This window comes from Streptomyces sp. M41, assembly GCF_043673425.1.
Taxonomy (GTDB): domain Bacteria; phylum Actinomycetota; class Actinomycetes; order Streptomycetales; family Streptomycetaceae; genus Streptomyces.
Window position 1 is genome coordinate 20,262 of record NZ_JBIMKE010000036.1, and the last position, 11,962, is coordinate 32,223.

12 protein-coding genes are annotated in these 11,962 nt (G+C 70.0%); 6 read left to right on the forward strand and 6 right to left on the reverse strand.

Annotation, left to right across the window (positions count from 1 at the left end):
- Positions 1–32: 32 nt before the first annotated feature.
- The 3 genes from ACHBTE_RS31325 to ACHBTE_RS31335 are packed head-to-tail and all read right to left on the reverse strand — an operon-like array spanning position 33 to position 3,328.
- The gene (locus ACHBTE_RS31325) at positions 33–809 is read right to left on the reverse strand and encodes a hypothetical protein (protein WP_394728284.1); all 777 of its coding nucleotides are present in this window, start codon (positions 807–809) and stop codon (positions 33–35) included.
- Positions 810–855: 46 nt separating this feature from the next.
- The gene (locus ACHBTE_RS31330) at positions 856–1,995 is read right to left on the reverse strand and encodes a YcaO-like family protein (RefSeq protein WP_394728286.1); all 1,140 of its coding nucleotides are present in this window, start codon (positions 1,993–1,995) and stop codon (positions 856–858) included.
- Entirely contained in the window at positions 1,988–3,328 is a 1,341-nt protein-coding gene (locus tag ACHBTE_RS31335) for a TfuA-like protein (protein ID WP_394728288.1), read from the reverse strand. Before ACHBTE_RS31335 ends, ACHBTE_RS31330 begins: the two co-directional genes overlap by 8 nt.
- Positions 3,329–4,000: 672 nt before the next feature.
- On the opposite strand from ACHBTE_RS31335, the gene ACHBTE_RS31340 reads away from it, so the two are divergent.
- The 3 genes from ACHBTE_RS31340 to ACHBTE_RS31350 all read left to right on the forward strand — a co-directional run bounded on the left by ACHBTE_RS31340 (position 4,001) and on the right by ACHBTE_RS31350 (position 7,381).
- Positions 4,001–5,317 (forward strand): hypothetical protein, encoded by a 1,317-nt coding sequence (locus tag ACHBTE_RS31340; protein WP_394728290.1) that lies wholly within the window; start codon positions 4,001–4,003, stop codon positions 5,315–5,317.
- Between the two features lie 148 nt (positions 5,318–5,465).
- Positions 5,466–6,473, forward strand: a complete 1,008-nt coding sequence (locus tag ACHBTE_RS31345; RefSeq protein WP_394728292.1) for an NlpC/P60 family protein — start codon at positions 5,466–5,468, stop codon at positions 6,471–6,473.
- 197 nt (positions 6,474–6,670) lie between these two features.
- Positions 6,671–7,381 carry a phosphatase PAP2 family protein gene (locus ACHBTE_RS31350; protein ID WP_394728294.1) on the forward strand — a complete coding sequence of 237 codons (711 nt, stop codon included), beginning with the start codon at positions 6,671–6,673 and terminating at the stop codon, positions 7,379–7,381.
- Positions 7,382–7,458: 77 nt separating this feature from the next.
- Here the strand turns inward: ACHBTE_RS31350 and ACHBTE_RS31355 are convergent, their stop codons facing one another.
- Positions 7,459–9,048 carry an FAD-binding oxidoreductase gene (locus tag ACHBTE_RS31355; protein WP_394728296.1) on the reverse strand — a complete coding sequence of 530 codons (1,590 nt, stop codon included), beginning with the start codon at positions 9,046–9,048 and terminating at the stop codon, positions 7,459–7,461.
- Between the two features lie 210 nt (positions 9,049–9,258).
- A complete protein-coding gene (locus tag ACHBTE_RS31360; RefSeq protein WP_394728298.1) occupies positions 9,259–9,447 on the reverse strand; it encodes a hypothetical protein in 189 nt (62 codons plus the stop codon).
- 127 nt (positions 9,448–9,574) lie between these two features.
- On the opposite strand from ACHBTE_RS31360, the gene ACHBTE_RS31365 reads away from it, so the two are divergent.
- Positions 9,575–10,414 (forward strand): hypothetical protein, encoded by an 840-nt coding sequence (locus tag ACHBTE_RS31365; RefSeq protein WP_394728300.1) that lies wholly within the window; start codon positions 9,575–9,577, stop codon positions 10,412–10,414.
- A 110-nt stretch (positions 10,415–10,524) separates the two neighbouring features.
- Entirely contained in the window at positions 10,525–10,701 is a 177-nt protein-coding gene (locus ACHBTE_RS31370) for a hypothetical protein (RefSeq protein ID WP_394728302.1), read from the forward strand.
- A gap of 21 nt (positions 10,702–10,722) precedes the next feature.
- Here the strand turns inward: ACHBTE_RS31370 and ACHBTE_RS31375 are convergent, their stop codons facing one another.
- Positions 10,723–11,100, reverse strand: a complete 378-nt coding sequence (locus tag ACHBTE_RS31375; protein ID WP_394728304.1) for a metal-sensitive transcriptional regulator — start codon at positions 11,098–11,100, stop codon at positions 10,723–10,725.
- 234 nt (positions 11,101–11,334) lie between these two features.
- On the opposite strand from ACHBTE_RS31375, the gene ACHBTE_RS31380 reads away from it, so the two are divergent.
- Positions 11,335–11,955, forward strand: a complete 621-nt coding sequence (locus ACHBTE_RS31380) for a DUF47 domain-containing protein (RefSeq protein WP_394728306.1) — start codon at positions 11,335–11,337, stop codon at positions 11,953–11,955.
- Positions 11,956–11,962: the final 7 nt, after the last annotated feature.

Sequence of the window (11,962 nt, forward strand, 5' to 3'; positions counted from 1 at the left end):
GGCGTGCTCCCTCCTGGGCGGCTCGGCCGCGTTCATGCGGTGGTGCTCCCGGTCGTGACGGCCCGCTCGGCGCGGTAGCGCTCCCAGCCCTCGACGGCCTGCCGGAGCTGGGCGTCGTAGTCGGCGTCCTGGATGAAGCCGTGCCCCCGGCCGTCGCGGAGCATCACGGCTCGCGCGCTCGGGTGGCCGCCCAGGCCGGCCATGATGGGCCGCAGGTGGTGCAGCGCGAAGTAGGAGTCCTTCTCCGACACCAGGGCGTGCAGATAGCGCCCGGCGCCGGGCGCGGCCCAGTCGGCGATGGTGTCGGTCGTCCTGTGCGGCGCGGCCATGCCGGGAAGGTGGGCGAAGGGCAGTGCCTCGCGTTCCCACTGGGGCAGGACCGTGGGGTCGTCGTGCGGGGAGATGACGAAGGCGAGGTCGTCGCCACCGGCTCGCATGCAGTGCTTGAGTGCCGCGTAGCCGCCCGAGGACAGGCCGTGCCAGACGGTGCCGCGCAGGCCGTGGCGGGACAGCAGGCCGGCGCGCAGGTCGTACATGCGCGGCGCGAACTCCTCCTCGCCCAGCAGGAACCAGCCGCAGCACGAGTCCTGCGTGTGCAGATGGATCGGGTCGGAGAAGGACAGGCACACGGACCGCTCGGCCTGCTGCCACTGCTTGCGGGCGAAGACCGGCGGCACATGTTTCTCGATGCGGCTGAACCCGTGGAAGAGGATGTGCAGATAGGGGCTCTCGACGACATCGGGCACGGTCACCTCGTACTCGAGGACGTAACCCTCCGGGTGCCGGAACCGGTCCCGCTGAATCTTCACTGAAAACCTCGCATTGGCTGGTCCTGGGCTTTGCGTGCGCTGGTCGTCAGGCGGACAGGGTGCGGCCCTCCGCGAAGGACAGTCCCGGGCAGACGACCCGGACGACGCTGAACGGTTCGGCCGGGCCGGTCAGCGGGACGACCAGCGGGGCGTGACCGGTGACGCCGGCGATCCGCCGGGTCACGTCGGCCAGTTCCCGCTCCATGTCCGAGTGGGCGGCTCCGTGGCGGCGCAGCGCCTCCTCGAGGCCGGTCGCCTCCTGGCCGGCGGGGAAGGGCGGCTGTGCGCTCGCGTCCCGCACGGTGTCCTGGTCGGAGGGGATGTCGTCACGGGTCGCGCTGATCTCGGTCAGCCGGCTCTGCACCGCCTCGGTCACCGCACGGGACAGGGCGACGACCGGGTCCAGGTGGCTGCCCGAGCCGGCGCACACGATCGGGAAGAGGGGCGACCACACGTACGCGGCGAACGTCGGCACGCCGAAGCGATTGGGAACGCAGGAGAGGTGGACGTCCACCCCGGCGTCCGTGAGCAGACCGAGCAGCGACCGCAGGTGCGGGTCCTGGATCGTGTCCGGGTCGATCCGCAGCCGCCCGGGGTCGGTGGCGGCCGGGTGGGCGGCCAGTACGTCGCGTTCGACCGCCTCGTACAGGGCGTGCAGCACGGCCTCGGTGAACGTGTTGCCGGAGGCCAGCCCGGTGCTGCTGGACTCGAACAGGCGCGGACGCCAGAAGTGCGGGCCGCTGTAGGAGAGCCGGACGAGGTCGAGGGGCACCGGTACGACCTGGCCGTCCGTCAGTGCCCGCGCCCGCACCCAGTCCAGCCGGACCTCGCCGGTCCACTCGTCCGTGACCCGGAGGTTCAGGTCGGTCAGCGCGTACGGGAGCCGCAGCTCCGCGGCGGTGGCGCCGAAGGCGTCCAGCTGCGGCCGCTCGGCATGCCACAGCTCGATGGACTCCATGACCGCGGAGAGCTTGGCCAGGAGCGGCGAGGCCCCCTTGCCCTGGGACACGGCCAGGGTCTCCGACTCCGGCCGGACGGCGAGGAAGACGGGGATGCCGATGGTGTCCAGGCGGGTGACGTCGGCGACCCGGGTGATGCCGTAGCGGTCCAGGAGCGGGGCGATCCGCTCCCATGTCGTCTCGGGGGCGACCGCACGGTGGGTGCCGGGCAGCGTGAGCTTACGCATGTGCCTCGCCTCCGACCGGTGCCGGCGCCTTGAGGGAGCTCAGACAGCCGAGGGCGAAGGGGCGCAGGGCGAGGGCGGCACGGCTCAGGGAGGGCAGACCGCGCCGGGCGCACTGGGTGAGCAGGGCGGCGTCCGTGTCCACGCGCCGGATCAGCCGGAGCAGCCGGGCGCAGGTGGCGTCGGAGATCTGGGTGAGGCTGCGCTCGGGGTGGGCGTCCAGATGGCGCCGGGTGAGCTCCAGCCATTCGGTGACGCGGGCCCGGTCCTCGGCCGACTCGTGCCGCAGCAGCAGCTTCACCTCGTCGGGGTCGGTCAGGTCGGGCAACGGGCACAGCAGGGCGGTGATGCGGGGACGCATCGCCGGGTCGTCGTACCAGTCGCCCGCGGCCGGGCCGAGGTGGTGCAGGACGTGGTCCCGCAAGCCGCGGGCGGCGCCGTCGGGCGCGGCGGGCGTGTGCCGGCGCAGGTATTCCCACCAGGTGTCGGGGAAGTCCTCGGCGAAGATCTGTTGGTAGGCGACGCGGTGCCGGAGCGCGGAGTCGTCGGGTGCGAAGGCGTTGCGCCAGCGTCGGTGGTATTCGGTACGCCAGTCCCGGGCCGTCGTCGCGACGGTTCCGCCTGTCAGCCGGCCTGTCCGCGGCCGGCCGGTGGTGGAGGGGGGCGACGTGGTCTGCGGTGCCCGGGAGTGCAGGCGTTCCGCCAGGGCCAGGGCTTCGAGGGCGTCGGCGCGCTTCTGGTCGAACGCGGCCGGATCGGCGGCCAGATGCTCGGCGTACCAGTCGGCGAAGGCGTTCTGCCCGCGCTCCCGTGCCACGGCGAGGATCCGTTCCCGGGTGCGCAGCGGGTAGTACTCCCGCTCCGTGTGCCGCATCAGGTCACGGACGGCCTCGGGGGTGAGGACGCCGGCCTCCTGGGCCGTCATGACCGCGGTGTACAGATTGACCAGGGGAACGTTGAGGCCGGTGAGCGAGCCCGTCTCGCCGTGGGCCACGCTGACGGCGTCGTCCCCGTCGAACACGCCGTCGCGGTACCAGCCGTAGATCCGGCCGACGCCGGTCATGCCGGACCGGTCCAGTTCGGCGGCTCGCAGCGCTCCGATGCTGGCCGCGCCGAGGACGCTCACCCCGCGGGACAGTGCGTCCAGGATCTCCTTGTGCCGCAGGGCGAGACGGTGGTGGTAGATCCCGTCCACGATGACGACGACGTCCCCGGCGGCGAACATCCGCGGGAACAGGTCGCCGTGTCGGACCGGGCCGTGCACCACGACGTCCGGATGGTGCTGCCGCACCAGAGGTTCGGGGCACGACGGCCCGACGAACACATGAACCGCCATGCCCCTCCCCCTTCTTCAACGGCGTGCCGGCGCTCGAACCGGATCGGGCCGATCAGTCAGTGCGAACCGCCGTGCGCACGTTGTGTCAGTTGCGCACTTCGCTGTCGGTGATGATCAGCGGGGTCTCGCCGAACAGGACCTCGAAGTCCTCGCCCGTGAGCTCCTCGACCTCGCTGGTGGTCTCGGTGATGACCTCAGCCATGTGTTTCTCCCATTCATTAAATGAGGGGAACTTTCGGCACCCGGATGGCGCCGAGTGGAAGCTACAACGACCCCTGACACGTGTCCAGGGAATTCAATTCCACGCCGCTGTGCGCGAGGGCGACTTCATGCGCAAGAAATAGGTTCACCGTCATCCGGAGACTTTGCTGAGTCTTTGCAGCAACCCCATTGCTGCTTTGCTTCACCTTGACTTTGCTTTGCGCTTCCCTTGTGTACTTTGACGTCCAACTACCGTAGTCGCGCGGGCAAACGCGCAGCTCAGACGAGTGCAGAAGTGATCGCGGCGTCGGCTTTGCGCCGCGTTGCACATTGGCCGAAGTGCAACGCTTACCGTGTCCGGAATCAGGTTGTTGACTGTGTGAGCAACGGCATGCAGGATCGATCGGTGGGCGATCATCTGAATTGCCCGCGAAATAAACGGGGGTGCGAGTGAGTTTTCAGCTCACGCCTATGGCTCTGGTTGTCGCCGCGCTTCTTTTTCACCAGGTCAATCGGCTGTGGGAATACGGTTTCTCGGGTGTCGGCCAGCACTGGGCACCGGTCTTCGGTGTCCGATTGCCCCGGCGGACGGCGGCGGCCGGACAACTGGCCGCATTGCCCGCCGCCGTGCTGCTCGCCCTGACGGTCCCGTCCCTCGCCGGCCGGAGCGCCGTGGTCGCGCTGATCGCGTTCTGGCTGCTCGCCACCCAGATGCGCCTGTCGGACCACTGCTGGCTCGGGGCCGTGGCAGTGGCCGTCATGGCCTTCACCCCGACCCCCGTCCACGCCGTGCTGGCCGAGGACCTCCTGGCGGGTGTGTATCTGACGGCGGCCCTGCTGAAGGTCAACGACGAGTATCTGTTCACCGATCGCAGCGCCGGCCGCGTCGTCACGGCCCACTACCTGCGGCTGCTCGGCCTGCCGGAGTTCCCACGCCTGCTGCGCGCCATGCCCGCCCTGGTGATCGGCACCGAGCTCCTGGTCGGCGTGCTCGCCTGCGTCCCCGGCGCCGAGTTGTGGGCGCTGGGGATCGCGATCCCGATGCACCTGGTCTTCGGGGTGTCGGGCAACTACCCCTTCTCCGTGGTGGCCTTGGCCCTCTGGGTGACCGCCTTCTCCCCCGACGGCAGGATCGAACCGGACGGTCCGGCGGCCGTGCTGTGGGCGGCGGCGCTCCTCGTGGGCCTGCTCTCGACGGCCACCGGACGGACCGCAAAGGGCCGCCGGTCGACGAGCTGGCTGATCAAGGACTTCTACCAGGGGGCGGTCTACGGCGCCCTGTGCGCGACGGCGGTCCTGGCCCCGGCGTCCGGCCCCGACCGGTCCGCGTCCTGGGTGCCTTACACCCACGCCCTTCTCGCGCTCGCCTTCGCGGTGAACTTCGGCCTGGTCGTCGCCGGCGTCAAGCTCGAGTGGAGCTTCGCGATGTTCACCAGCCTGCGCCCCTTCGGCCGCTCCTGGCTGGAACGGCACCGGCTGCGCGAAGGGCCGCGCTACTACTCCCTGACCCTGCCGGCCCGCATGCCGAAGGCGCTGTTGAAGGACATCGACCCGACGTTCGTCTATCTGGCCACCCGGGAGGAGAACGTGGTGCACGAAGGCGTCGCCCACCATGTGGAGGCCGTGGCGCGCAAACACGACGTCACCTTCGCGCCCCGGGCCATGACTCAGGTCGCCGACCGCCGTGAGCTGGTCCCCGCGCCGTCCGAGCGCTCCGCCCCCCGCCGCCGCTTCCTCGACTACCCGGCCGTGACACCGAAGCACCTGGACCGCCGGTACCTCGCCTGACACCGCCGGCGCACTCAGCGGCTTCTCCCCTTCGTGCTCCTCCCTCCCCGCGGCAGTGCGGGCTCCACCGGCTCGACCGGTTGCACCGGCTTGCGGGCGGGAAACTCCTAGACTGGCGCGGGCGGTACTCCCGGCGGGCGAGGGGCGGTTGACGGTGCGTAAGGCATGGATCGTGGCGGGCTCCGCTGTCGCGGTGGGCCTCAGCTTCGTGATGCTGCTCGTCGTCGGCGTCTACATCGTCGCCGGAAACCTCGCGGGATCGGCGGGCGGAGCGGCCAGAACGCTCGCCAAGGGGGCCGTGCCCGCCGCCTACGCCGAGCTCGTGCGCAAGTGGGGCAATCTGTGCCCCGCGATCAATCCCGCGCTGCTCGCGGCCCAGCTCTACCAGGAGAGCGGCTTCAACCCGAACGCCAAGAGCCCGGCGGCGGCACAGGGCATCGCCCAGTTCATCCCGGGCACCTGGGCCACGCACGGGATCGACGGCGACGGGGACGGCGACCGCGACGTCTGGGATCCGAATGACGCGATTCCATCGGCCGCGAAGTACGACTGCACGCTCGCCAAGTACGTGAAGGACGTACCCGGCGACCCGACGAAGAACATGCTCGCGTCCTACAACGCGGGGGCGTACGCGGTCATCAAGTACGGGGGCGTGCCGCCGTACAAGGAGACCCAGAACTACGTGAAGACGATCACGACGCTCCAGGAGAGCTTCGCCGCGCCCGTCCGCCGGGTCGACCCCAGCAAGCAGGCCGCCGGGGCCATCTACTACGCGCAGAAGAAACTCGGCACGCCCTACCTCTGGGGTGGTGACGGTACTGCTCAGGACGGTGGACGGTTCGACTGCTCCGGTCTGACCAAGGCCGCGTACGACAGCGTCGGGATCGAGCTGCCGCGGGTCGCCAACGACCAGTGGAACGCCGGCCCGCACCCGGCCAGGGACGAGTTGCTCCCCGGCGATCTGGTCTTCTTCTCGAAGGACCCCGGCAACTCCCGGGCCATCCACCATGTGGGGATCTACGTGGGTGGCGGGTACATGATCGACGCGCCGAGGACGGGCGCCGTGATCCGGTTCGACCCGATCGACACCGCGGAGTACTTCGGGGCCACCCGCGTCACCGAAGATGGCGCAAAAGCGCTCCCCACGCCCGCCTGAGACGGAGCGTGAAGCGACCCCCTGAGCTGCGGCGATGGGTCTCTCTTCGATAACGTCTGCGTGATCATTCAGTGGAGTGCGGAACGTATCAACAGGAGCCGTGCGTTCCTGGTTACGTAGCCGGATCTACACCACGGGGGTGGGCGGAGCGGCGTACGCACGATGCGCCGTAGAGAAGATGAAGGGGCCGCAGCGACATGGCTGGACTCGCAGAATCCGGGTCGAACCCCGACGTCGAGCTGCTTTACGACATCAATGGCCTGGCCAAGGACGCGCCGCACTGGTTCGACCGGGTCATGGAGTACGTCGGTGAGTACGGTCTGCTGCTCGCCCTGATCATGCTCGGCGTGTGGTGCTGGTGGTCCGTGCGGCGGCGCGGCGGGCAGGACGCCGCCTCGTCGGTTGCCGCACTCGTGTGGGCGCCGCTGGCCGCCGGGATCGCGGTGCTGGTGAACGTGCCGATACGAGGGTTCGTCGAGCGGCCCCGTCCCTTCAAGGACCATCAAGGGCTTGAAGTCCTGGTCACCGGCAAGACCGACTTCTCCTTCGTGAGCGACCACGCGACGATCGCGATGGCCCTGGGCGTCGGACTGTTCGTCGCCAACCGGAAGTTCGGGCTGATCGGGATCGGGCTCGCCCTGCTCGAAGGGTTCTGCCGGGTCTACATGGGCGTGCACTACCCGACCGACGTCATCGGCGGATTCGCGCTCGGCACGGCCGTCGCGCTGCTGCTGTCGCCGCTCGCCATGGCCCTGCTGACGCCCTTGATGTCCGCCATCGAGCGCTCGCCGCGGGGCGGTTGGCTGATCCGGGCGCGGGGTGCGTCGAGGTCGGAGGGACAGGACGCGGTGATTCCGGGAGCCCGGACGGAGACCGCGGGGGCCGAGGAGCGGGATCTGGCCGCCTAGGAGTGTCTGACACCCGCTGGACGGCGGCCGTTCCCCCCAGGGAGCGGCCGTTCCCCGTTGTTGTGCCCGGCCCTTCGCTACAGCGCCTGCGGGTAGGTGAAGAACTTCTGCGGGTCGTACTGCTTCTTCAGCTGCGTCAGGCGCGCCGCGGCGTCCCCGTAGTACGCCTTGCGCCAGTTGGTCAGACCCGGGTCGGCGTAGTTCTGGTACGCGGCGCCCGAGGCGTACGGCCGCATCGCGTCGTGGGCCGACTTCAGCCAGGCCTGTGACGCGGAGCCCGAGGTGCCGGCGCGCCAGGAGCCGAGGTACTGGGCCAGCATGCGGGAGCGGCGGTGGACGAAGGCCGTCGCGGTCGGGGAGACGCGGTTGACGGCTCCGCCGAGGGCCGTGAGGGCGATGCTTCCGGCGCCGCCGCGGACCGACTGAACCTGCTTCAGCAGCGTCTGGATGCCCGCCGCGGAGAGCGAACGGTCGAAGAAGTCCGACTTCGCGGCGTACGTCTCCCGGCCCAGCTTGCCCTGCGGGGAGCGGCCCGGCGTGGAGCCGGGAAGGTGGCACTGCGCGTCCGTGGCGAACGACGAGCAGCCGGCGTAGAGCTCCATCGACTCCTCGTACGAGCGGCGCTTGAGGGTGACGGAGCGGGCGGGGCCGGGGCCGCCGGGACGGTCGGCGAGCCGGTCCACGGCGTTCTGGAGTTCGCGGTAGGTGCCGAGGGAGAACGCGGCCACGGAGATGGAGGGGGTGCCGCCCGCGCGGTTCGACAGGTGCAGGGAGGACCAGATCTCGTCGGGCTGGCTGGGGCCCCACTCCTGCCATGCCTTGATGAGCGCGGCGGCCTTCGACCAGGGCCAGGTCATGTACGCCGTCACCGCCTGGGGGGCGGGGTGGGTCCTGAAGTGCAGTTCGGTCACGACGCCGAAGTTGCCGTTGCCCGCTCCGCGCAGGGCCCAGAAGAGGTCCTTGTTGGTGGTGGAGTCGGCCGTGAGCTGCTTGCCGTCGGCGGTGATCAGGGTGGCCCGGGTGAGGCTGTCACAGGTCAGGCCGTAGGCCCGGGAAGTCACGCCGTGGCCGCCGCCGAGGGTGAGACCGGAGACGCCGACGGTGGGGCAGGAGCCGGCCGGGATGGTGCTGCCCTTGGCCGCGAGGGCCCGGTAGACGTCGATGAGTTTGGCGCCGGCGCCGATGACCGCGGTGTTGCCGGAGGCCCGGACGCGGTTGAGCTTGCTGACGTCGACTATGAGGCGGCCGGTGCCCGAGGACCAACCGCCGTAGGAATGACCGCCGTTGCGGATGGCCACGCGGAGTCCGTGGGCGCGGGCGTGGGCGAGGGTGGTGCGGATGTCGTCGGGGTGGGCGACATAGGCGACGGCGGCGGGCTTCAGGGCGTCGAAGCGGGTGTTGTAGAGCTGGTGGGCCGCCTTCCAGTCGGCGTCACCCGGGCGTATGAGGGGGCCGTCGAGGTCCCGGGCGAGGGCGGCCCAACTGGCCGGGGTGGCGGCGCGCGCGGAGGCGGTGGTGCGCAGGGAGGAGGTCCGGGTGCGGGTGGCCGTGCCGGTGGTCGAGCCTGGCCCCGCACCTTCGCCCGGCCCTGAGGTGCTGTCGCAGGCGGTTGCCGCGAGGGCGGTGAGGGCTGCCGCGCCACCACCGATGAAGGTACGCCGTTCCATGTCGCCTCCTGGGGGGTTACGTGGAACGAGACGGGGTGGTGGGGGCCGAGGTTCCATGGTCCGCGGATCGTCCCGTCCGGCCCGCGACCGGGTGCCCTCCTGTCCCTGCCGCGGTCGCTTCGCGTCTCAGTCCTCAGGCCCGTCGCTACGCGTCTCAGCCCCCAGGCCCGGCGCTACGCGTCTCAGTCCCCAGGCCCGTCGCTGCTCGTCTCAGCCCCCGGGCCCGGGGGCATGCCCCTCCGCGTCCGCCCGTGCCAGGCTTCGCGCCCGTCTCGCCGGGCCCCGCCAGCCGCAGATGCAGTGGGCGGTGCAGAAACGGCCTTTCTCCACGGTCGTCGTGCGGTGCCCCTCGAAGTCCTGGGGTGTCGGGGGAGACGTCGGTCCGTCCTGGTGCGCCACGTCGGCAACGTTACCCAAGGCAAGTGGACGCAACGCCCCCGGTCGGCGTGACGGGGGAACTCAGCGGTCGTTAAACCGGAACGACAGGGGGCCCGTGACGGACGTACCGGCTGGGGGTAGGACGGCGATGACGCAGCGGCAGCAGCACAGGCGCAGGCATGGGGCGGGCGTCGCGGCCGGGGTCTTGTGTGTCTGTCTGGCCGGCAGCGGGTGCGCGCAGAACGGGGCCGCCGCCGAGGACTCGCGGGGCAGCGACGCCGTGAAGGTCGTCCGTGACGCGGCCGACGCGCTCGTCGGGGCCCGCAGCGCCAAGGCCCGTACGTCGATGGAGATGGCCACCGGCGGTACCCGGGTCACCATCCGCGGGGAAGGCGTGTACGACTTCCGGGAGCGGGTCGGGCGGTTGAAGGTGCTGCTGCCGCAGGACCCCGCCGGGGCGGTCCCGCATCGGCCGATCATGGAGCTGCTCGCTCCCGGCGCGCTGTTCATGAAGAACCGTGGTGCCGGTGTGCCCGCCGACAAATGGGTGCGCGTCGACACCCGCTCGCTCTCCGACGGCAACCTCGTCACCGGCGGCGCCACCGATCCCTTCGTCGCCGCCGAGGTGCTGCGCGGGGCCCGGACCGCGAAGTACGTGGGGGAGGAGGACGTCGCCGGTACGGCCGTGCGGCACTATCGGGGGACCGCCGATCTGGACGCCGCCGCGCGGGGCGCCTCGGGCGGGAACAGGGAAGCACTGGCGGCAGCGGCGAAAGGGTTCGCCACGGATCAGGTGCCGTACGACGTCTATCTCGACGACGCCGGGCGGATCCGCAAGGTCAGACACCGGTTCAGCTTCGTCAACGGGCAGCAGAAGGACGCGGTCGCCGTCGCCTCGACGACCTTGCTCTACGATTTCGGCGCCCCCGTGGACGTACGGCTGCCGGACGGCGACGACATCTACGCCGGCAAGATCGCCGAGCGGTGAGGGGCGGGGTATGCGCGCGTGACGGGCGTCAAGAACTAGCCCGTCCGTGCCATGCGCGGTGTGTAGGCCGCTCCCTACTCTAGGAAGTCGGTAACGGCAGAGAAGAGGTGATGCGCGTGGCTCCGGTCGGCGGTACGGCAGTTCAGGACCACGTGGCCCTCGCCGAGATCGAGCTGTGCGGAGAGCTGATCATCGCGGCCTCGGCCGCCCGTGAGGAACGGCTCAGTATGGCGAGCATCGACGAGGTGCTGCGCGTCGCGGAGGAACGGGACGGACCGGGCGAGTGAGCCGGGTGTGTTCGCTCACACTCACGTCCTCAGCAGCCGGCCGATCGCCTTCGTCGCCTCCTCCACCTTCGCGTCGATCTCCGCACCGCCCTTGAGGGCCGCGTCGGCGACGCAGTGGCGCAGATGTTCCTCCAGCAGCTGGAGGGCGAAGGACTGCAGGGCCTTGGTGGAGGCGGACACCTGCGTGAGTATGTCGATGCAGTAGACGTCCTCGTCGACCATCCGCTGAAGGCCCCGGATCTGGCCCTCGATCCGGCGCAGGCGCTTGAGGTGCTCGTCCTTCTGCTTGTGGTAGCCGTGGACGCCGCGGTCGTGGTCCGTCACGATGTCCGCGCCGGCCGTCGTGACGGCATCATCGGCGGCGGAGGGCGCACCAGCGCCGGCCTCGGTGGTCGTCATGGCGTCCTCCAGATGTGACCGCTATATACCCCTACTGGGTATATCGTATCGAACTTTGCTGGGTAGGGGGCCTGTGGCCGATGACGAGAAACGGCCGTTGGACTGGACCACCGGGCAGCCCCCGTGCCGACCACTGTGCCTGATGGGCGACACTGGAGGACGGCCCGATAGCCGTGGCCGGATGATGCGCCTAGCATCAGCCTGACCGAAACCGATGCTTCCTGAGGACCCCACGTGCGATTTCGTCTGACCCCCCGGGAGACGAGCTTCTACGACATGTTCGCCGCATCCGCGGACAACATCGTCACGGGCTCGAAACTCCTGATGGAACTGCTCGGGGCGGACACCGCCGGCCGGGCCGAGATCGCCGAGCGTATGCGGGCCGCGGAACACGCAGGTGACGACGCCACGCATGCGATCTTCCACCAGCTGAACTCCTCGTTCATCACGCCGTTCGACCGCGAGGACATCTACTCCCTCGCCTCGTCCCTCGACGACATCATGGACTTCATGGAGGAGGCCGTCGACCTGGTCGTCCTCTATAACGTCGAGGAACTGCCCAAGGGCGTCGACCAGCAGATCGAGGTGCTGTCGCGGGCCGCGGAACTCACCGCCGAGGCCATGCCGCACCTGCGGACGATGGACAACCTCACCGAGTACTGGATCGAGGTCAACCGGCTGGAGAACCAGGCCGACCAGATCCACCGCAAGCTGCTCGCTCATCTCTTCAACGGCAAGTACGACGCCATCGAGGTGCTCAAGCTCAAGCAGATCGTGGACGTCCTGGAGGAAGCGGCGGACGCCTTCGAGCACGTGGCGAACACGGTGGAGACTATCGCCGTCAAGGAGTCCTGAGACCCTC